General features: G+C 66.4%; 11 protein-coding genes. 8 read left to right on the top strand and 3 right to left on the bottom strand.

Annotation, left to right across the window (positions count from 1 at the left end; translation table 11 throughout):
* Positions 1-147: 147 nt before the first annotated feature.
* Genes LXT13_RS09425 through LXT13_RS09410 form a run of 4 tightly spaced genes read left to right on the top strand, consistent with a single transcriptional unit; the run spans position 148 to position 4,460 of the window.
* Complete coding sequence (locus LXT13_RS09425) at positions 148-435, top strand: DUF2249 domain-containing protein (protein WP_233371672.1); 288 nt, start codon at positions 148-150, stop codon at positions 433-435.
* Between the two features lie 33 nt (positions 436-468).
* Positions 469-2,745, top strand: coding sequence for a nitric-oxide reductase large subunit (locus LXT13_RS09420; RefSeq protein WP_233371671.1), 2,277 nt, complete (start codon positions 469-471; stop codon positions 2,743-2,745).
* A 51-nt stretch (positions 2,746-2,796) separates the two neighbouring features.
* Positions 2,797-3,246, top strand: a complete 450-nt coding sequence (locus LXT13_RS09415; protein WP_233371670.1) for an Rrf2 family transcriptional regulator — start codon at positions 2,797-2,799, stop codon at positions 3,244-3,246.
* A 29-nt stretch (positions 3,247-3,275) separates the two neighbouring features.
* The gene (locus LXT13_RS09410) at positions 3,276-4,460 is read left to right on the top strand and encodes an NnrS family protein (protein WP_233371669.1); all 1,185 of its coding nucleotides are present in this window, start codon (positions 3,276-3,278) and stop codon (positions 4,458-4,460) included.
* A 140-nt stretch (positions 4,461-4,600) separates the two neighbouring features.
* Here the strand turns inward: LXT13_RS09410 and LXT13_RS09405 are convergent, their stop codons facing one another.
* Positions 4,601-6,820 (bottom strand): SulP family inorganic anion transporter, encoded by a 2,220-nt coding sequence (locus LXT13_RS09405; RefSeq protein ID WP_233371668.1) that lies wholly within the window; start codon positions 6,818-6,820, stop codon positions 4,601-4,603.
* Positions 6,813-9,446 (bottom strand): ATP-binding protein, encoded by a 2,634-nt coding sequence (locus LXT13_RS09400; RefSeq protein WP_233371667.1) that lies wholly within the window; start codon positions 9,444-9,446, stop codon positions 6,813-6,815. Before LXT13_RS09400 ends, LXT13_RS09405 begins: the two co-directional genes overlap by 8 nt.
* Positions 9,447-9,709: 263 nt before the next feature.
* On the opposite strand from LXT13_RS09400, the gene LXT13_RS09395 reads away from it, so the two are divergent.
* The 4 genes from LXT13_RS09395 (at position 9,710) to LXT13_RS09380 (ending at position 18,857) form a co-directional block, all read left to right on the top strand.
* Entirely contained in the window at positions 9,710-10,099 is a 390-nt protein-coding gene (locus LXT13_RS09395; RefSeq protein WP_233371666.1) for a hypothetical protein, read from the top strand.
* 160 nt (positions 10,100-10,259) lie between these two features.
* Entirely contained in the window at positions 10,260-13,175 is a 2,916-nt protein-coding gene (locus tag LXT13_RS09390; protein ID WP_233371665.1) for a YncE family protein, read from the top strand.
* Between the two features lie 578 nt (positions 13,176-13,753).
* Entirely contained in the window at positions 13,754-15,493 is a 1,740-nt protein-coding gene (locus LXT13_RS09385; protein WP_233371664.1) for a hypothetical protein, read from the top strand.
* 58 nt (positions 15,494-15,551) lie between these two features.
* Positions 15,552-18,857, top strand: coding sequence for an adenylate/guanylate cyclase domain-containing protein (locus LXT13_RS09380; protein WP_233371663.1), 3,306 nt, complete (start codon positions 15,552-15,554; stop codon positions 18,855-18,857).
* A gap of 574 nt (positions 18,858-19,431) precedes the next feature.
* Here LXT13_RS09380 and LXT13_RS09375 read toward each other — a convergent pair.
* On the bottom strand, positions 19,432-22,479 hold the full coding sequence (locus LXT13_RS09375; RefSeq protein ID WP_233371662.1) for a glycosyl hydrolase family 28-related protein: 3,048 nt from the start codon (positions 22,477-22,479) through the stop codon (positions 19,432-19,434).
* Positions 22,480-22,495 lie beyond the last annotated feature (16 nt).

Here is a 22,495-nt window from a genome sequence, read left to right as displayed (position 1 = left end):
AATGCGGATCAGGTCTGACTGGGGAGAGGCCATCTTAGGGGCGGGCCCCTGCGCGGCAACGGCATTTGACCCAGGTCAAACCCACTCGCCGGCAGGCTTTTCAAAATACATGCATCGCAAATGCATGTTTAACCAAGGAGAGCCACGATGAATTCGATGTCCGTGGAAAACCCGCTCGACCTGCGCGACCTGGCGCCGCGTGAGCGGCATCCGCTCGTATTCAGCACGTTCCGTCGCCTGGCGTCCAGCCAGGCGCTGGAACTCGTCAACGACCACGATCCGAGTCCGCTGCGCGAGCAGTTGGCGGTGCTGTGGCCCGGCCGCTTCTCGTGGGATGTGCTCGAGAACGGCCCGCTCAGCTGGAGCGTTCGCATCACCAAGCTCGCCACCGCGCCGGGCCAAAGCGGCTGCTGCGGCAGCTGCGGCGGCGCCTGAGCGCGGCGTGTCGCACCCTCACAAGGAACCATCATGAAGACCACAAGCAGGCTTTGGCGTTGGCTGGGCCTCATCTTCGTCCTGTCGTTCGGAGCCCTGGGCTACCTCGGATGGCAGATCTACCTGTCGGCGCCGCCGATCCCCAAGCAGGTCGTCACGGCCGACGGCGACGTGTTGTTCACCGCCGAGCAGATCCAGCTCGGCCAGCAGGCCTGGCTGTCGGCCGGCGGCCAACAGCTGGGCACCGTCTGGGGCCATGGCGCCTACGTGGCGCCTGACTGGTCAGCCGACTGGCTGCACCGCGAGGCGGTCACGCTAGGCCGGATGCGTGCCGCCGAGCAGTCGCAGGGCGGCCGCGTGCTGACCGACACCGACACCGCGGCGGTGGAGCAGGGCGTGCGCACCGAGATGCGGCGCAACAGCTATGACGACAGCACCGGTGTCGTGAAGGTGTCCGCCACTCGCGCGCAGGCCATCCGCGAGGTCGCAGCGCACTACGACAGCCTGTTCGGTTCGGACCCCAAGCTGGACCAGCTGCGCGACCAGTACGCGATGACGGCCGGCGTGCTGCCGGACGCCGAACGCCGCCAGGCGCTGACCGCGTTCTTCTTCTGGTCGGCCTGGGCTGCGACGACGGACCGCCCGGGCGAGACGGGCCTTTCCTACACCAGCAACTGGCCGCATGAGCCACTGGTGGGCAACACGATGAGCACGTCGGCCGCGATGTGGTCGATGGCCAGCATCGTGCTGCTGCTCGCCGGCATCGCCGCGATGCTTTGGCTGCACAAGGGTGATGGTCATGAGGACGAGGCCGCGGTGCCCGCCGCCGATCCGCTGCTGGGCGCCAAGGCCACACCGTCGATGAAGGCGACGCGCAAGTATTTCTTCGTCGTCATCGGCCTGATGCTGCTGCAGATCGCGATGGGTGCCATTACTGCGCACTATGCGGTCGAGGGACAGGCCTTCTTCGGCATTCCGCTCGCACAGATCCTGCCCTACACGATCAGCCGCACGGTGCACACGCAGATCGGCGTGTTCTGGATCGCGACCGCCTGGCTGGCGACCGGCCTCTATGTCGCGCCACTGTTGTCGGGCCGCGAGCCCAAGCTGCAGAAGCTGGGCGTGGACGCCCTGTTCTGGGCGCTCATCATCGTCGTACTTGGCTCGACGATCACCGGCTGGCTGGGCACGCTGCAGCATCGTGGCGTGGACTTCAGCTTCTGGTTCGGCAACCAGGGCCTGGAGTTCACCAGCATGGGACGCTTCTGGCAGATCCTGCTGTTCGTGGGCCTGCTGTTCTGGGTCTTCCTGCTGGGCCGGGCGCTGTGGCCGGCGCTGAAGAAGCCGTCGGAGACGCGCGGCCTGATCGCGATGGTCTTCTTGTCGGCCACCTGCATCGGCGGTTTCTACGCGACCTCGCTCGCCTGGGGCCAGCACACGCACTACTCGATGATCGAGTACTGGCGCTGGTGGCTGGTGCACCTGTGGGTGGAAGGCTTCTTCGAGGTCTTCGCCACTGCGGTCGTCGCGCTGATCTTCACGAACCTGGGTCTCATCCGCGCCGCGTCGGCCAACCGCGCCATCGTCGCCGAGACCATCGTGTTCCTGTTCGGCGGCATCCTCGGTACGCTGCACCACCTGTACTGGACGGGCACGCCCACGTCGGTGATCGCTGTCGGCTCCGTGTTCTCGGCGCTCGAAGTGGTGCCGCTGACGCTGATCGGCCTGGAGGCGCTGCAGACTTGGCGCCGTTCCAAGGGCGTGGCCTGGCTGGGCGCCTACAAGTGGGTCATCCTGAGCTTCGTCGCCGTGGGCTTCTGGAACACCGTCGGCGCCGGTCTGCTGGGCTTTGCCATCAACCCTCCGGCCTCGCTGTACTACGTGCAGGGCCTGAACATGACGGCGGCCCACGGTCACGCAGCGCTGTTCGGCGTGTACGGCATGCTGGGCATCGGCCTGATGCTGTTCTGCCTGCGCGGCCTGTATGACCGCGCGCTGCACGCCGACCGCTTCCTGAAGCCGGCGTTCTGGAGCCTGAACATCGGCCTGGCGATGATGGTCTTCCTGTCGCTGCTGCCGGCGGGCATCTATCAGGCCTACCAGAGCATCACCCATGGCCTGTGGTACGCCCGCTCGCCGGCCGTCATCCACTCGTCGGTGATGGAGACGCTGGTGTGGCTGCGCGTGCCGGGCGATATCGTCTTCGCGGCGGGCAGCCTGTTCCTCGGCGCCTATGCGCTCTACCTGCTGCGCCGCCCGGCCAGCCGTGCCGTGCCGACCGGCGCGATCCCGGCGGGCGTGCAACGGTGACATGATGGCAAGGCCGGGCGGCTGCCCGGCCTTTTGCCGCCAAGGCGTCCCATGAAACTCACCGCTTTCACCGACTACAGCCTGCGCGTGCTGATCTACCTCGCCGCGCAGCCCGAGCGCCGCGCCACCATCGCCGAGATCAGCGCGGTCTTCGACCTGAAGGCCAACCACCTGACCAAGGTCGTCCATCACCTGGGCAAGTGCGGTTGGGTGACGACCGTGCGCGGCAAGGGCGGCGGGCTGACGCTGGGCATGCCGGCCCAGGCCATCAACATCGGTCGCGTCGTCCGCGATACAGAGGGTGCGGTCACGCCGGCCGAGTGCTTCGCCACCGACGAGAGCCACTGCATCATCGACCGCAACTGCCGCCTGAAGGGCGTGCTGGCCGAGGCGGTGGCCGCGTTCTACGGCGTGCTGGACCGCTACACCTTGGCCGACATCACCCGCAACCAGGCCGCGCTGGCACAGGTCATCCAGTTCCATCGCGCGGCCAACGAATAGGCGCCTCGCCCTGGGCGGGGCGTTCTCTCATGAGACTCCAACTCGAAGAACCCCAGGCGGCCCCGCCGCGGGGCGGGGCGTTGTTCGCCCTGGGATTCCGGCCGTTCTACATGCTGGCCAGCGTCTTCGCGGCGCTGTCCGTGCCGCTGTGGGCCCTGCAGTTCTCGGGCCTTCTGCCCCATGCCTATCTGGCCGGCCCGTTGTGGCATGCACACGAGATGCTGTTCGGTTTCACGCTGGCCGTCGTCGTGGGCTTCCTGTTCACGGCCGGCCGCAACTGGACGCAACAGCCCACGCCCACGGGCCTGCTGCTCGCTGCACTGGCCGCGCTATGGCTGGCGGCGCGGGTGCTTGTGCTGACACCGTGGGCGCCAGCAGCGGCTGTCGCCAACGTCGCGTTTCCACTTGCCGCGGCCGCCGCGCTAGCCGTACCGTTCTTGAAGGCGGGCAACCGTCGCAACTACTTCTTCATCGGTCTGCTGGTGCTGCTAGCCGGTGCCGCGGCGGGTTTCCATTTGCAGCAGTTGGGCGTCATCGACGCCTCGCCTCGCTGGGCCGTGCAGGTAGCGATGGACGTAATGCTGTTCATCGTCGCAGTCATGGCCGGCCGCGTCGTCCCGATGTTCACGAACAACGGCGTCCCAGGTGCGGGCGCTGCCAAGCGCCCCGGCGTGGAGAAAGCTGCGCTCAGCCTGGTCCTGGCCATCGCGGTCGCCGACCTGCTCGGGCTGCGCGGCTGGCCGCTGGCCGTCGTCGCCTGCGCGGCTGCCGTGGCGCATGCGTGGCGCTGGCTGCTGTGGCGGCCGTGGAACACGCGGCGCGTCCCGCTGGTGTGGGTGCTGCACCTGGCCTATGCCTGGGTGCCGGTGCATTTGCTGCTGCGCGGCCTGGGCGAGGTGGGCTGGGTGTCGCCATCCCTGGCCACGCACGCGCTGACGGCGGGTGCCATCGGCGGTCTCGTCATCGGCATGATGACCCGCACTGCGCTGGGTCATACCGGCCGGCCGTTGAAGGCCGGCCGTCCGGAGACGGTGGCATACATCGCCGTGCTGCTCGCGGCACTGACACGCGTCGCGGTACCGCTGTTGCAGCCGGCGTGGACGCTGACCGCGGTGCAGGTATCTGCAGCCTTGTGGTCGGCGGGCTTTGCCATCTATGCCGTGAGCTACTGGCCCGTGCTGTCGCGGCCTCGTGTCGATGGGCTGCCGGGGTGAGTCTCGGTGGATTGATGACGATGCCGCGGATGCTGCCCTCGGCGTCCGGGCCGTCGCCGAGTAGCCCGCGCTGGCCTTCGAGGGCAGCTATCGCAGCGTCGGGTTGTTGTTCTGGCGTCATTGCGCCGATGGATAGCGGCTCAGCGCGCCAGCGCGTTCGCCTGCAGGCTGAGTTGCTCGACGCGATCAGCCATCTGCATCACGAGCAGTCGAAATAGCGCGGCGGCGAGTTCAGGCGCCTCCCGCGTCAGGCGGTCCAGGCGCTCTCGCGACAGCAGTAGCAGTTCGACCGGCCCGTCGGCGCGCGCGGCCGCGCTGCGCGGTATCTGGCGCAGCAAGCCCATCTCGCCGATGACGCTGCCTTCGTGCATCGTCCTCAGCAGGATCTCCGTGCCGTCCTCACCGACGCTGTAGATCACGATACGCCCCGAGCGCAGCAGGTACAAGGCATCGGACCTGTCCCCTCGGGCAAACAGCTGCTCGCCGCCGTCCAGGCGTCGGGGTTCGAAGTGCGAGAGAAGGCGCGCGATCGGCGTGCCATGAGGCAGCAAGGGGGATAAGGCGGCTTCCAAGGTCGCTGCAAGGCACCCGTGCCGAGACAGAACGTCCAGGTCCCAGGCGGCAACTGCGTCGTCGATGCTCGCGTGCACTAACGGCCCGGCCGCCCGCAGCACGCCGCCGGCAGCGAGCGGACGCCGCAGCGCCAGAGACAGGCCACTGAGTGCGGGGCTCATGCCTTGCCGGCTCGCCGCCGCCAGCAATCTGGCCAAGGCTTGCGCGGCAGAGATGTCGATGCCGCGCACATGCCGGAAGTCCAGCAGCAGCAGGCGCGGGCGATCCTCGATTTCGAACAGCGACTCGATATGGGTCGACAGCCGTGTCGTTGAGCCGAAGAACAGAACACCCTGAAGTTCGACGATCGTCATGCCGGCGCCTTCGCGTTGCAGCAACTCGGTCTGGGACGCGTTTCGTTCGACCTTGGCCGGCCAGGCGCTGCGCTTGATGAAGCGCCGAACAGGCGATAGCCGCGAAGAGCTGACCGCGAAGGCGACGCAGCAGGCCAGCACACCGACGCTCACCGCCGGTACAAAGCCGACAAGCGCTGTAATCAGCACCATCGCCACGATGGTGAGGTAGTCGATGCCTTCAATCCGCCGGCGGCTGTCCACAAGCCAGGTTTTCATGACGCCGAGGCCTTGGTACACGAGCAGCGCGCCCAGCAGCGGCCGCGGCACCAGCGCCAACGCGGGGCCGCCCCAAGCCATCGCTAGCAAACAAAGAAGTCCCAGCATCGCGCCGCTGCAGCGACTGTGTGCGCCGGCCGCGCGGTTGAGCAGTGATCGGCTGATCGATTGCCCGCCCATCAGCCCGCCCGCCGCGGCAGCCAAGAGATTGCCCTGGCCCAGCGCCCGCAGGTCGCGGTTGATGTCGACACGAATGTCCCAGGCCGCCTCGAGGCTGGTGTCGGTCAGCAGCAGGCTGAGTGTGGCAACCGCGATGGTCGAAGCGATCAAGCCGGACTGCTGCGCTACCAAGCCCCAATCCACCTGTCGCCACAGATCTGACGACAGTGGCGACACCGGCAGCGCATGGCTGAACGGCGCCAGCATCCACCCAGTTGCGCGCGCAATGTTGGCATCCCAGCCCGCAGCGGCCAGACCGCCTTGGATGCCTACGATTCCGAGCACGAGCAGGATCGGCAAGGTCAGCGGATGGCGGCTGTGCAGCGTCACCTGCCAGATCAGTACGCCCAGCACAACACCAACCGCCAGTCGCGCATCTGCCGCGCCGGACAGCGCTCCGACCACCTGCGCCCACGTGAAGGCTTGGCCCATGGCGACGCTCAGCCCGCCGGTCAACATCATCCAGCCAGTGGCCGCGAGGAAGCCGCCGACCACCGGGTAGGGGATGTAGCGTGTCAAGTCGCCCCAGCCACGGCGGCCCATGACCCACCAGGCGGTACCGACACCGAGGCCGGCGATCGAGATCGTGGTAACCGCCGTTGGCAGCAGGCTCTGCGCGCTCGCGCGAGACGCCACGCCGGCCGCCATCGCCGCCATCAACGGCACCGTCGTCGGCACGGGCCCTGCCGAGGCGAGCGGCAACGCACCGCGCCAAGCTCCGATCAGTGACAGCACCGCGCCTCCCAGCAGCGCCGCACCGATGGCCGCCGGCAGATGGACTGCTAGCGGTCCTTGGAAGATCAAGGTCGCCGCCGACAGATACGACGAGATCGCCGACAGGCCGACCACCAGTGCGGCGATGCAGTCGCGCCACAACCCAATCCACAATGGTGCTGGCTTGTCGCCAGAGGTTTTGTGGGGAATGGCCGGCTTGTTGCACATGCGTTGGTCAAGCATCGGACGCTGCGAAGGCGATGGCCTTGATCTGCTCGTCGCGCAGCAGGCGGCCCTCGGCGTGCAGATGGTCGAACTCGGCGTCGCCCAGGGCAGCTCGTGCCCGCGTGCAGGCGAGGGCATAGGCGTGCGCTTCGTTCGGCCCGCGGGTCTGGCTGTTTGCGGAGCAGGCCTCATCGGCGTAGCCCGCCAGCCGCGCCGCCGCGTGCGGGCGGGCTTCTAGCGCCGCCAGCGCCGCCAGGTGTTCTGCGCCATAGGGCCGTAGGCCAAACACCAGGCTCCGCGGCCAGGCGGCCTGTGCCAGGCTTCGGGCCCGTGACAGGTCGCCGAGCGCCATCCAAGCCGCCGCAAGATGCGTCTGCGCGAAAGCCAGTGCACGCTCATTGCGGCCGCCCTGCAGTTCGGCCACAAGCGCCTCGCCTGTCTGCGTGGCGGCCGGGGCATCTTGCGCCGCCAGCTCGGCCGCGATCAATTGGCAGCGGGTGTAGTAGCCGCTGCCACCCGAGGCGACCTCCAGCGACAGGGCGGCCCTGCCCAACCGCCCAGTCAATGGGGACGCTGCGTCGGCTGAAGCGAATTCGACTCGGGCCCGCCAAACCCGTCGCTGGGGTGGCCAGCGTGGGTCTTCCAGGGCACGTGCCTGGCCCAGCGCGGTCTGCTGCTGCAGCGCGCCGCCCGGATTCCTCCCCGCCGCCATGGCGACACTGCAGGCCGCCAGGTAGGCCAGGAACCGATCACCGCCCGGCATTTCCCAGGCTTGCCCAAGCGCCCATGCCTTGGTGGCGGCCTCCAAGGCCAGGTCGGGCCGGATGTCTACGAGCGTGAGTGCAATGCGAACCGCAAGGCGGCCCTGCAGCGACGCCGGCACGTCGTCGTCGACCAGGGCGGCGCACTGCTCGGCCAACGCCAGCTGCTGGGCCGCCGGCATGTCGTACGAGGCATGCAGGCACGTGGTCCCGATCTGGAGCGCTGCCACGCGATCCCGGCTGATAAGAGCCTGGGACATGGCCTCGCGTGCGTTGTCGGCGTCGAGCTGAAAGGACTGCAGCCAGTCGTGCCAGCCAATGTCACCGCTGAAGACTTGGTGCCAGGCCGAATCGCAGAACGCGGCAACCGCCTGCATGTGACGCCCACGCAGCGCTTCTTCTTCGCCCGCTTCCTTCAGTCGCTCCAGTGCGTAGGCGCGCGTCGAGTTCAGCAGCCGGTAGCGCGGCTCGACGGAGCCATCCGGCACGATGACGTTGACGAGCGAACGGTCCACCAGTAGGGCCAGCGCATCCAGCAGTGCCCACTCTTCGAGTTCGCCGTCACCCGTCGTACCGGCCACGACCTGCTGGATGGTCGTCAGCGACGTGCTGCCTGCAAACACGGCCAGGCGGCGGAACACCGCACGCTCCCGTTCATCCAGAAAGCCGTGACTCCACTCCATCGCCGCGCGCAGCGTCTGCTGGCGCGGCGGCGCGGCGCGATTGTGGCTGGTTGTCAGCAGCTTCAGTCGGTCGCCCATCGATGCGGCCAGCCGCTGCACCCCCAGCATCGGCGCGCGTGCTGCCGCCAGCTCGATAGCCAGCGCCAGGCCGTCGAGGGCGCGGCAGAGTTCGATCGCGGCCGGTGCATTGGCATCGGTAAGCATGAAGCGTGAATCTGCTGCCCGCGCACGCTCGACGAACAGCGCCACCGCGCCGAACTCGCACGCCTGTGCAGCAGGCAGGGGGCCTGGCGGCACGGCCAGGGGGCCGACGCGATAGACGCGCTCGGCCGCCAGCTTCAGCGGCACCTGGCTCGTCACCACCAGCCGCAGATCCTGTGCGGCGTCCAGCAGCGCAGCGGCCATGCGGGCCACGCCTTCCAGCACCTGCTCGGCGTTGTCCAGCGCCAGCAGCACCTGCAGCGGCACGACCGCGCGGCACAGCCCCGGGATTGCCTCTCGACCGCCCAGCTGCACCCCAAGCGCTGCAGCTACCGCCCCAGCGAGCAAAGCCTCGTCGGTGACCGTGGCCAGGTCCACCCAGCACACGCCGTGCACGTAGTTGCCACGCCGGCCGTCCAGCAGATGCTGCGTCAGCAGCGACTTGCCCATGCCGCCGGCACCCACGATGCTGACCAGTCGGTGCTGATCGACCAGCTCGTGGAGTGCGGCCAGGTCGTCGGCCCGCCCGACGATGCGCGGCAGTGTGGCGGGCAGGTTGGTTTGGAGCTTGGCGGGTGCGGATGCGGGTGCGGGTGCGGCCGGCGTTGCCGCGTGAGACTCCGGTGCCAGGTCAGCACCGGCCTCGATGCGAGCACTGAACCGGTAGCCGCGCCCCGGGATCGTCACGATCACGTCCCCACCCAGCACCTTGCGCAGCGCGCTGATCTGCGTGGCCAGGTTGGATTCTTCCACCACCAAGCCCGGCCACACGGCGTCGAGCAGTTGGCTCTTGGTCAGGAGTGTGCCGGGCTGGGCGGCCAGCGCCAGCAATAGATCGAAGGCACGGGCGCCCAGGCCGGCGGGCTCTCCGTCCACCAGCAGGCGGCGTTCCAGCGGCTGGATGAGATGACGACCGAAGCGCAAGTCCGCCGTGAGCGCGGGGACAGCAGGCGCGAGCTTGCTCGGCAGGGCTGCGCGCTCAGAGGGCGGTACTTGCATGGCGGCGAGCGGCTTCCAAGATCGCGGATGAGCGTAACAGGGTGTGATCGCATTCTTGCCGACTGGCCCCTGTCGCGACCGGCGCTGGTACGTGCCTATGTCGTGCAGGGCAGGGGAAACGGGGCGGCGCGCCGGATTCAGAACTTTTAAGAACGCTTGAAGCGGGCTTCAGGACGTCGGCGGTGTAGCCGACGACATTCACGTCACGGCGGCAGGAACTCATTTCAACGCCCCGCTGACCGGCAACCCCAAGGAGCTCTCAAATGGAAACCACGCAAACCACCTTCCAGACCCTGTCTCGCGGCCTCAAGATCTCTGCGGCTGTGGTCACCGCCTTCGTGGCGCTGGCGCAACCACAGGTCGCCCTGGCCGGCGATGCCGGCTTCAGCAGCGGCGTCGTGGCCGCCGAACGCTTCCGCGCTGCGGACAACGGCAGCGCCGAAGTGAAGATTGCTACCGCAGCGACCGTCCGCCCGTCCATCGCGGCTACGGAGTTGAAGGGGGCTGAGCTGCAGATGGCAGGGGGCGCCGCTGACCGCAGGTTCACCGATCGGAAGTTCACTGATCGCCGGTTCACCGATCGGAAGTTCACCGATCGCCGGTTCGGCGACGTCGGCTACAGCGCCGACCGCAAGTTCGATTTCCGCGACTGAGCCCTACACCAGTCGCGCCACCCGGCGCGCACCCGCTCCCGCGAAACGCCGTCCGCAAGGCCGGCGTTTGTTCGCGCTGCCGCGTCTCGCTATGTTCCGCGCCCAACTCTCTCTACAGACTCTTTCGATGCGCCAGCATGCCCTGCGCCGGATGTCGGTCATGGCCCTGCTCTGCGCGTCGGCATCGCATGCTGCCGAACTCGGCACGCTGGGTCTTTCGTATGTGCGCACCGACGACGTGCTGCTGGTGCACGACGAGCCAGAACTCACGCCGCTGGTGCCGCACGCGGCAAGCACCTTCCGAAACGCGCTGGACTGGCAGCGCCGAGTATTCGGCTGGATACCTTCCGACCGCACGACGCTGTGGCTGCGCGACCTGTCGGACAACGGCAACGCCCGGGTGACACCCGCGCCGCGCAACCTGTACCAGATGGACGTGGCGCCGATGGCCAGCCCTTTCGAGACCGCGCCTAGCGCTGAGCGCATGTACTCGATGATGAACCACGAGCTGGTACACCTGGGCACCAGCGACGTTGCTAACAGCCGCGACCGCTTCTGGCGACGCGTGTTCCTTGGCAAGGTGTCCCCCCAGCCTCAGCACCCCGAATCGCTGCTGTACACGATGCTGACGGTGCCGCGCTGGGCCGCGCCGCGCTGGCAGCTGGAGGGGGCCGCGGTCTTCCTGGAGACGTGGATGGGCGGCGGCCAGGGCCGGGCACAGGGCGGCTACGACGAGATGGTGTTCCGCGCGATGGTGCGCGACGGCGCCCCTTTTTACGACCCGCTGGCGCTGGAAACACGGGGCACGCGCAGTGATTTCCAGTCGGGTGCCAATGCCTACCTGTATGGCACGCGCTTTCTCACGTGGCTGGCTTGGGCGAAGTCACCGCAACAGGTGCTGCAATGGCTGCGTCGCGACGAAGGTAGCCAGCCAGACTACGCAGCGCAGTTCGCGCAGGTGTTTGAGCTGCCTCTGAACGATGCCTGGAAGCAGTGGATCGCCGACGAGCGCCGCTTCCAGCAGGCCAATCTCGACGCGTTGCGCCAACATCCGCCCACGCCGCTGCGCCCGCTGTCCGGCGCGCTGGGCTCAGTTTCGCGCGCCTTTGTCGACGAAGAAGCCGGCACACTCATCACCGCCGTGCGCACGCGCGGCGTGGTCGACCACATTGCCGAGATCAACATGCGCACCGGCGCCGCGCGCACGTTGGCCGAGGTGCAGGGCGCAACGATGTACGACGTCACGTCGCTGGCGTGGGACGCGAAGCACAAGCGCGTCTTTTTCACCACCGACAACCAGGGCTTGCGCAGCCTGTGGGCCGTGGAGGCAGACACCGGCGAGCGCACTGCGCTGCTGACCGAAGCGCGAATCGGCGAGCTAGCCTTCGATCCGTCTACCGGCTCTCTGCTTGGTGTGCGCCACGAAGCCGGGCTGGCTTCTCTGGTGCGCATCCCATATCCGTACCGTGACTGGCAGACGCTGTACACCTTTGACTACGGCACTGTGCCGCGCGACCTGGATGTTTCGCCCGACGGTACGCAGCTAGTGGCTTCGGTATCAGACCCTGGCGGCGACCAGTTCGTGCAGGTATTCGACATGGGCCGCCTGCGTGAAGGCAACGCCGAGCCGGCGGCCCGCTTCAGCTTCGGGCAGGCCGCACCCGAAGGTTTTGTGTTCTCGCCGGACGGGCGCCACCTCTACGGCAGTGCCTATTACACCGGCGTTTCCAACATCTTCCGCATCGAACTGGCCACCGCCCGCATCGACGCGGTGAGCAATGCCGAGACCGGCCTATTCAGGCCCACCCCGCGGCCCGATGGCACGCTGGTCGCGTTCGAGTACACCGGTCCGGGCTTCCGCCCTGTGGCGCTGCAGCCGCAGACTGTGGCCGCCCTCGGCACCATCCGGTTGCTGGGGGCCGAGGTGGCTCAGCGCCATCCGGTGGTGAAGACCTGGCAGGTGCCGGCCGCGCGTACGGAGGACCTCGAATCACTGGTGCGCCAGCGCGGCGCGTACCACTCGGCCGAGCATTTGCAGCTAAACAACGCCTTCCCGGTGCTGTTCGGCTACCGCGAGGCTGGCGGCCTGGGCTGGTGCGCCAACTTCGCCGACCCGTTGACGCTTACGGAGATCGGCCTGTTGGCCGCGGTGACGCCGGGGCAGGGCTTGCGGGCCGGCGAACGTCTGCACCTGGAAGCGACAGCGCGACACCTGGGTTGGAGCGCCAGCCTGGCGTGGAACAAGGGCAGCTTCTACGACCTCTTCGGGCCCACGCTGCGCGGAACGCGCGGCTTTCAAGCCACGTTGGGCCGCGACGTGATGCTGCTTTACCAGTCGACCCAGCGGCTGGAGTTACGCAACAAGTTGGCCTGGTACACCGGCCTGGAAACGCTGCCCGGTGCGCAGAACGTGGCCGCCGGCGGCAGCCGGCTGCTGTTGGCCGAGACGGGGTTGTACTACTCGGACCTGCGCCGATCGCTGGGGGCGGTGGGCGACGAGAAGGGCGTGTCGGCCTCGGCTGCGTTGACACTTTCGCGCACTGCAGGCCGGGTGGTGACGCAGCCGCTGCTGCGGCTTGACGCAGGCATGCCGCTCGGCGGGTGGAGGCATGCGTCCCTATGGTCTCGCACCGCAGCCGGCGGGACGGCGGGTACTGACACGCTAGCCGTCTCAAGACACTACTTCGGCGCCTTCGGCAACAACTGGGTCGACGACGGCACAGTGCAGCGCTACCGCGAGCCGGGCTCGCTGCCAGGCTTCAAGATCGACGAGGTCTCTGCGCGCAGCTACGTGCGGCAAATGGTAGAGCTGAACCTGCCGCCCATGGTGTTCCAATCGCTGGGCCGGCCTGACCTGTATCTCCAGTCGCTGCGGCCGGCGGTGTTTGCGGCCGGGCTGTGGACCGAGCCCTTCGTTGGCGACCGACGACGGTATGCCAGCCTGGGCGCTCAGGTCGATCTGCGGATCTCGGTGCTGCACTGGTACGACATGACGCTGTCGCTGGGCGGGGCTGTGGGCTGGAAGGGCAAGCAGCGGGCGGGGACGGAGTGGATGCTGTCGCTGAAGGTGTTGTAGGGACAGGCTGCTCCTGTCCAGTTCGCCGACGCTCCAGGCTCAATTGGATTTTGTACGTCCGGCTCCTTGGGGTTTGCGAGGGGTCTGGGATGAAACGTTGCGCCGTGAAGCGGCCATCCGGGCTGTGGGTAATCGAGCGAATCACCAGAGACGGTGGCGCGCCGGTCCGAGTTGCTCACGGCAGACTACCTAGTTCTTGCGATAGACAATCAAGCGGCCAGCCGCTTGAATTGAGCTCAATGGCCGACGCTGATCGGCGACGTTTGAAGTCCCTGTAGCTGCGCCTGAACAAGCTAATGAAGTGCGGCTAATGTGACGTTCCCTTCCGTCAGTCGAAAGAGGGAGATTGAACGCCGGCATTCGCGAGAGTGCAGCCAGATGGCCGCTCTCATCGCAGCTGAGGTGCAAGCTGCATTGAGCGTAGGGTTTGGAATCGGCGGATCTCGATTCTGATGGGGTCCTCGATTGGCGCTGCTCTGAGGCAGCAGATGGCCGCATACACAGAAGACGCGCGATCGGTGCGCCACCGCCGATGCGCATCCGGGATAGCCGGGCGATCAACCATTCGAGGGACTGCAATGGCATCAGATGTATCCGGCAGCGCAGCGGCAACAGACGGAGGACTTCCGTTCCAATACCCCCCAGGCGCAGATCCCACTCGCTACAGCTACCCCGACGATTGGCCGTGGCCGCAGGTGCCGACCAATGGCAACCCGGCCAAGATGGCGCCTGAGGTCATCCGCATTCCCAAGCCCGAGCTAGACGACTGGAAGAAGTACCTTTTTACCTACTACGAAGACAACTTTCTGCCCTATGCCGACGAGGCAGCCCGCTACTGCGCCGAGGCGCTGAAAAAGAAGTCACCGAACGCGCAGCAAACTACTGAACTGGCGGTGTGCGCCTGGGCAGCGCTGAGCGGCTCGCTCAGCGAGGGGGAGTGGAAGCGTGATTTCGATACCTTCTTTCGAGATTTCGACGAGCCCTCTGGTAGCTATGCCCCGCTCGACGACAAGCTGTTTACCGATGAGATGGGCCACGGCCTCCTGAGCAAGCTACTTTCCCGCTTGGACAAACCCGACCAGAAGACGTTCGCAGCCGTGCTCTCCAAACTGCCGGGCCGGATGTTCTATAAGAGTGATTCGACGCACATGCGCGTCGTCCGGAACCCGGACGCCGGCGAGTACGTCGCCCCCTCGGTGACGCTATTTTCCGCCCCCGAGACGAACGATGGTGGCGACCTTCAGCTGCGTGTCGAGGCGATCGCGCTGTTCGGGCAGCCGGGGCCCGGACAGCCGTACGACACGCGCGGCCAGCTCTTTACCCCCGCCGACGGCGCGGCCTGGGACCTGGCGAAGTACTTCGCGATGCAGGGGGCGCTGGTGCGTATCAACCTGGTCGACCATCCAATGGTGCATTTCCCGTCGGACTCCATAAATGCCATCACGAAGGCGGCGCTGCCGACAGACAACTTCCTGCTGCAGTTGCTGTGGCCGCATTTCCGGCTCAGCCTCCCCGTCGACAACTCGGTGCTGGAGGGCTCGTATTCGCTGCTTAACCGGACCTACTTCTATCCGTATGCGCCGTACCCAGCGAAGGGGGGCGAGATGCGGCAAGTGTTCCCGTTCTACTGGACCGGGGCCAACGCGCCGCCCGATGATGACCCGTTCTGGACGGGACGCCCCAACGCGTTCCCGGCCTACAAGTTCGCGCTTGAGCCGCGCAACGTCCCATCTCGTTATGGCAACTTCCTCGGGGCGTTCTATGAACCCATCCTGCAGTTCACGAAGCAAGTGGTCGCGCAAATTCCGCCCCACCAGAAGGCCGACATCGCGCAGTGGGCAACCTATATCGCGTCGTGGGTGCCCGGCTTCCCCATGGCCGAGGACGTCGCCGACAGCTCGACGTTGGCCAGGACGTTGGCCGCCATCATTTGGAATGCAGCGATCGTGCACTCGGCCGACCATTTCCTAATGCACGCAATGTTCGAGGGCAAGCTGCCCTTGCCTTACGTGATACGCAACCCGCCGCCGATGAACGGCAATCCGGGTGGTCCCGCGCAGGTGGACGCGTCTGACGTATTTTCTGCGCGCCTGTGCGATCAACTTTTCTTCATGCCGCACAACACGGAGACGCTTCTTGATTGCCGGTACCGGTTCACAGACGGAGTGTTGATCGGGGCGGCAGACCAGTTTCGCATCGACCTGGCCGAACTTGGTGAATCACTCCATAAGAGGTACCCGGAATTCCAGATCCGAGTACGGGGGGATACACCAGTCGAGCGCGAACGCCGGGTCTTCGCGGCGGGCTTGCAGTATTGAGCGGAACCATTCGATCGCTCCCTACGCAGGGCTCACGCCGATGTCGGGAACGCCCGCCATGAAGTGCGCGAAGTGCCAGACAGACAACGGCGACACGCACCGCTTCTGCCATGCCTGTGGCGCGGCACTGCAGGCGGCCGCGGCCACGACGGGGGGCGTCGAAGCGCCGCGCCAGGCGGGCGGCGAGCGCCGCCAGCTGACCGTGATGTTCTGTGACATCGTTGACTCGACGCCGCTGTCGTTGCAGTTCGACCCGGAGGACTTGCGCGAGATCATCCGTATCTTCCAAGACGCCTGCGTGGCGGTCATCGAGCGCTATGACGGCTTCATCGCTCAGCATCTGGGCGACGGGCTGCTCGTGTACTTCGGCTACCCGCGAGCGCACGAGGACGACGGCCTACGCGCGGTACATGTTGGACTCGGCGTCATTGACGCGGTGCGGGAGCTGCGCCCACGGCCGGGCCTCGAACTGCAGGTTCGTGTAGGCATCGCTACTGGCAAGGTGGTGATTGGAGAACTCGTCAGCACGGGTGCGCAGACTGAGCGCGTGGCGGTCGGTCCGACGCCGCATCTCGCCGCGCGGCTGCAGTCGATCGCCGCGCCCAACACCGTCGTGATCTCGCCGCAAACCCACCAACTGCTCGGGCAGAGCTTTGAGATTGAGGACATTGGCGTGCGCGAACTCAAGGGAATTCCGGAGCCGGTGTGGGTGCGGCAGGTGATCGGCCCCAGCGCGCGCCAGAGTCGGTTCGCGGCCGCGCAAGGTGCAACGACACTGCCGTTGGTCGGCCGCGATGCGGAGTTGCGGATGCTTCGACAGCTGTGCGCGCGAGCCGTGCAGGGTGACGGCCAGGTGGTGCTGATCCGTGGCGAGCCCGGCATCGGCAAGTCGCGACTCATGCGCGCGCACGCGGAAGAGCTGTGCGCGAAGTATTCGATCCTGCCGGTCGAGCTGCAATGCTCGCCGTACCACACGCACAGCGCCCTCTACCCGGTGCTCGAGTGGTGGCAAGTGGTCTTTTCCTCGCACGGTGCGGTGGGCGATGCCGAGAAGCTGCGTGTCGTCAAGACGCTGGTGGCGCGGGCTGGCCTCGATGCGCCCGTTGCGGTGCCCTGCCTCGCCGAGTTCCTTGCGCTGCCCGTGCCGGCTTCCTATGGCAAGCTGAACCTCACTGCCGACCTGCAGAAGCGTCTGACCTTCCAGTACCTCGCCAGGCTGCTGCGTCAGCTCTACCCCTTGCCGCTGGTGCTGCTCGTCATAGAGGACCTCCACTGGGCTGATCCGTCCACGCTAGAGCTGGTCGGCCTTTGGCTCGCCGACGCACCGCGCAGCCGCACGTTTACGCTTCTGACGGCGCGCCCGGAGTTCGAGCCCGGCTGGGGATTGCAGGCCAACATTGCCACGCTCGACCTTGGCCGGCTGCCCGACAGCCATGCGCTCGAGCTCGTGAGCCTCGCCGCAGGGCACATGCCGCTTGGTGAACACGTCAAGCAGCAGCTGCTGCGCAAGACAGACTGCATTCCGCTGTATCTCGAGATGTTGACGCGGCATTTCATCGACCATGCCGCTGTCGCCACGGAGGCAGGGCAAACGCAGGGGCAGGCTGACCTGCTGGAGCGCGCAATCCCTGAGAGCCTGCAGGATGCGCTGATGTCACGGCTGGACCGTATGGGTGAGACCAAGTCCGTCGCGCAGCTGGCGGCGATCCTTGGTCGGGACTTCGACCGCGCTCTGCTGGAGGCGGCGTGGATAGGGAGCTCAGCTGCCGTTGCGCAAGGTCTCGCCGAGCTCGAACGGGCCGACCTGATCCAGCTCCGCGGTGATCGGAGCCACGGGCAGTACCGCTTCAAACACGCGCTCATCCGCGACGTGGCTTACGAGTCGCTGCTCAAGCGGAACTGCGAGACGCTGCACCGGCACATCGCCGAAGTCATGGAGCAGCGCTTCCCGGAGCTTGCTGCCCGCCAACCTGACATGCTGGCGCAGCACTTCACTGCCGGCCGCAAGATCGACGCTGCGATCAGCTACTGGCTCGCTGCAGGGCGGCTTGCCATGAAAAACTCGGCCACCCAGGAAGCGGTTGCCCACCTCCGTCGGGGCCTTCTGCTGCTCGCCGAGGCGCCGCCTTCTCGCGAGCGCGAAATGCGCGAGCTGGACTTCCAGGTGGTGCTCGGCCACGCTCTGATGACATGGAAGGGCTACGCCGCAGAGGAGGTCCGCACCTCGTGCGCGCGCTTGGCCGAACTGTGCGCTTCGGTGGGGAACACACCGCTGCTGCCTGCAGCGCTCTATCTGCAGGTGGCATACAACATCGTTAGCGCGAACCTCTCGACCGCGCTCGAGGCGGCTGAACAGCTGCACGTGATCGCACTCCACGTCGAAGGCGACGACTTGCTCGTGGAGAGCGATGTGACGCGTGGCGTCACCCAGTTTTTTCGCGGTGAGCTTGACGAGTCGCGGCGCGCACTCGAACGCTGCGCCAGCGTCTACGACTTCGAGCGTCATTCCGGGCACGCTTTCGTGTTTGGGCACGACCCGGCGGTGCTGGCACTTGTCTATCTGATCTGGATTCACTGGCTGCAGGGGCGACAGGCCGACGCGCTGGACGCATCCAATCGGGCAATCGCGCTGGCAAGGCGACTCTGCCATCCGCTCTCGCTTGCGTTCGCCCTGACATTCGCTGGCTGGCACCGCGTCTTCTCGCGCGACGATGCAGGTGCACGCGAACTCAGCCGGGAACTGGTCGAGTTCTGCACTCACCAGAACATCACGATCTTCCTCGCCCACGGGCACATGATCGGCGCATGGCTCGATTGCGAGCAGAACAGGCTCGCTGCGGGTCTGCAGGGCATGCAATCGGCGCTGGACATCTTCCGACTCACTGGCGCGCAACACTTCCTGCCTTACTGGGAAGCGCACCAGGCCATGGTGCGCGCGATGGCGGGAGATGCATCCGGCGCGGAGGCACTCATGGAGTGCTGCATCGAGACCGCCAACCGTACCGGCGAACAATGGAGCCAAGCCGAACTCCACCGCTACCTCGGCCTTGTGCTGGAGCATGCTGGCCGGCCCTCCGCGGACGTCGAGGCGTGCTTCCTGCGTGCCGTCGAGGTGGCTCGCAGTCAGCATGCGGTCGCCTGGGAAGCTCGCGCGCGGCTCGACCTGGCGCGCCATCGGCTTGCGGCGGGCCGGCCGGGCGAAGCGCGCGCTGTCCTCGAGGAGCTTCGCGGGACGGTGCCCATGGATATTGACGTGACCTTCCCCGGCAGCATTGATGCATTGCTGGACGCCTGCCGGACTGGTGACCATCTTCACTCGCTGAGGCCTGAATTGATGGGCCTGTTCGCGTCGAACCAAATCTGAGCCGCAAAGGCATTCTGGGCGTTCCGCAGTTGCCTGCCGGCCGCCCGGTCGGCAGCATCGTCATTCGCTACATCAAATCCACGATGCGCAATATTGATTGCCCTCATGGAGTCTACGCATCTCGACTGCAGGAGCTGGCTGAACAGGTAGCGAGCAAAGGGCGGCACTCAGCCGGCGTTGTTGAACCCGCTCGTGATACGCCGGAACCGTCATATCGCCGACAGATCGAGTGTCCAGTGCGTATCCAGAAGATCGGCCAACGCGAATCTCGAACCTGACGACAGCAATGGGCCCGAAGGCGATGAGGGGGCAACCGCGGTTATTGAATCGCCGCGCGGGACGCTTTTGGCGGCGCCTGCTGTCGGATGCCTCGATCAGGTATGCGAGTGCGGGGGCTTGGCATGTTCATTGCAAAGCCGGCCGCCAGTGCTACCCACCGCTTTGGCCATTGCAGCGCATGAAGAAGTCGTAAATGCAATTGCCTACCACTTCGGAGATGAGCGGGTGGCGCAGATTTCGGGCTGGTCAACACGACTTCAATGGCTGCCCATGGCGCTCGATCGCCAATCGCGCATCAAACCCTCGTCGAGAACAGCGCGTGATGCGTCAAGATAAACAGCGTCCGCTTGTCCGCCCCGCCGAAGATCAGCTGCAGCGGCCGCGCCGGCACGTCGATCCGTCCGGTTTCCTTGCCATCCGGCCCGTAGATGAAGATCTGCCCGTTTGCCACATACACGCTCCCATCCGGCCCGACCGCCGCGCTTTCGCCGCCGCGGTCCGCCACCTTCTGTAGGTCGGCGATGGCGCCACCGGCGCCTACCAGCCCGCTGTAGGTGATGTTTTCCGAGCTGTTGGTGAACACGGCGCGCTGGCCGACTGCAGCGTAGACGAAGCCGTGCGTGTCCAGCGTGTGGGACCAGCGATAGCCCAGATGGTCGTGCGTGCCGTGGCGCGTCACGCGGAAGGCCGGGAGCACCAGCGAGTCGTCCGGCGAGACATATTCGAGTGCCTTCGGCTGGGCCACGTCGCGCACGAAGAGCTCATTGAGCGTCGTGAACTCCATCGTTTCGTAGTTCAGTTGGTCCCAGAACTCGCCGTTCCTCCAGAAGTTGGCGGGAATGGCAACGCGCGCGTTCGGATGCATGGCGGTCGCCGTCGGCGGAATCACGGTGATCGTGGCGCCCGGCACGTTGGGCTTCAGCGAGTACACGGTCGCTTCCTTGCCGGCGGACGACAGCACCACGAGGTTGTCGCTGCCGTCGACGGCCAGGTTGACCGGGTCGAGCGGGTAGCTGCTGACCATCTTCAGCCCTTCGCCCTGGGCGTAGCTGTAGATATTCTTGAACCAGCGGTCAATGAAGTACAGGCGGCCTTTGGAGTCAACTGCGGCGCCGGCGATCGAGTGGAAGCCGTCTTCCAGCTTGACCACTTTTGCCCGAGTCGGGGCGGCCGGGGCGCTGGTCTGCTTGCCGCTGTAGTCGAGCACAGAGAACATGCGCTCGCGCACTTCCAGCTGGTGCGTCACATCCGCGATCGCGTTCTCGTACGGGTACTTGGAGGCGCGCAGGTAGGCGGTGCAGCCGTTGTCGTCGCAGGTTGGGAAGCCCGATTCAGCGTTGACAGCCACGTTCCGGAAACGGATGTCGCTCGAATTCGTGATCTTGATGGCGGAGGGGGCGGGCTTGATCGAGCGCGTCACGCGGTAGCCGTGGTAGTTCGCGAACAGCAGGTGCTTCGAATTGCGGATGTCGAGCGAGACGGAGTCCATGCCGTCCCGGACTTCTTCCTCCGTCTGCGGTGCGTAGAACGACCAGTTCTCGACGCCGTCCAGCACGATCTCGTTGCGGATGTGGTGCTCTGCCGAGAGCTCATACACGCGGCCCGGCGTCTTTGTGTTCGTCACGTAAAAGCCCGCCTGCGCGTAGCCGCTCGGCGACCAGATGCCGGTGAAAGTGCCGCCGCCGCCGTCGGTCACCCAGATGCTTGGGTACTGGCGGTCCCACCAGGCGGTGGTGTCGAATTTGTCGGTCTTTTTGTACGGGTCGGCACGCGAGCCGTCGTACAGGCGCGTGCCGTGACCGCCCTGGATGCGGATGTCGTCCACGATGGAGCGCTCGCCGGCGCGCCACAGCAGGGCGACGGCGCGGCTGTTGACTTCACCGGTGGCCAAGCCAATGCCGGTGATGAAGGCGTCGCCGCCCTTGGCCGACTCCAGCAGCGCCTTTGGCGTGTCCGCGCCCTGGTACAGCGTGGAGCCGTTCGGAAGCATCAGCTGGGTCAGGCCCGGATGCAGGCCGATGAGGACCGTGTCGGGCTTCAGGCGGATCGTGTCGTTGACGGCATAGAAGCCCAGCGGCAGGTAGACCACGCGTCTGTCTTCGATGGCCTTCTGGATGGCGGCGGTGTCGTCGGTGGTGCCGTCGCCCTTGGCGCCAAAGCTGCGCACGTTGGCCCAGTCCGTCGTTGGCGGCAGGTCGCGCAGCACGCGCTCTTCCTTTGCCTTGCCCGCGCCGGCCGTCATATCGACGTGGGTGTCGAAGTGGCCGGGGGCGCCCAGGGTGTCGATCTTCAGGCCGTGGGTGAACTCGTTCACCTGGTAGCTCTCTCCCTTGCCCGCAACGTCTGTGCCGCTGTCGCGGAAGTGCGCGAACACGGGCGTGTTCTTCGCGCTTATCTTTTCGAAGCCGACCTGGGTGTAGACGTTGTTCTCGTTACTGATCACGACGCCCGCTTTCGAGACGTTCTCGAAACGTACGTTCGAGCCCCACAGCCAGTCGCCGTAGCCGCGGTCGATCTCGATGCCGATGGGCGTGTTGCGGATGTCCGCGTTGACGATCGTGAGGTTGGCTTCGTGTTCGCGCACGGCCGCGTCGCGCTGGCCGTCGAAGGTGGAATCCAGCAGCGTGAACGGCCAGGCCGGCGAGGTCTTCTCAGACAGGATGCCGTAGCGCCCGCCGTGGAAGTGCAGGTCGTACGCGTAGTTGCCGACCTGATAGACGCCGGCCAGGCCCGAGCCCATGCGGAAGTCGATGTGCGACAGGTTGGAGTGCTGAGCGGTGTGCATGCGCACGGCGGCGGCGGCCGGGTTGCCATCGCCGACTTCGAAGTCAACGTTCGACAGCACCGAATAGAACGTTGCCGAGTTGGCGTCTCGCACGGGTTTGGCACCTGCCGTGCCGGGGGCTGGCACGGCGCTTGGCACGGGCTGGGCCACGCCGCCGATGTTGTAGGTGTCGGTGCCCGTGAAGATCACCATGTTGGCCACCCCCTTCTGGAAGCCTGGCGTGTTCGCCGTCAGCACCAGCACCGGGCGGGTCTTGCCGATGCCGTACACGCGCACGGCAATCGGAATGACGATCGTGCGCGTGATGCGGTAGCGGCCCGAGGGCAGGAACGCGACGCCGCCCTTGTCCCTGTTGGCGGCGCTGTCGATGGCCTGCTGCAGCGCGTCGCTGTCGTCCGCGACGCCATCGCCTATCGCCTTCACGATGATCGCGCGCGGATCGTCCGGCATCGTCTGGTAGGCGGATACGGAAGCGGCCGCGGAGGCGGCAAAGGCACAACCGGCGGCGAACAGGGCGACAAGCGCGAAGGCATGCAGGCCGTTAGGACGGAATGTCATGGATAAGCCTCTGGGA

It is taken from the genome of Pelomonas cellulosilytica, from assembly GCF_021353265.1.
Taxonomy (GTDB): domain Bacteria; phylum Pseudomonadota; class Gammaproteobacteria; order Burkholderiales; family Burkholderiaceae_C; genus Pelomonas; species Pelomonas cellulosilytica.
This window is presented reverse-complemented; position numbering and strand designations above follow the sequence as displayed.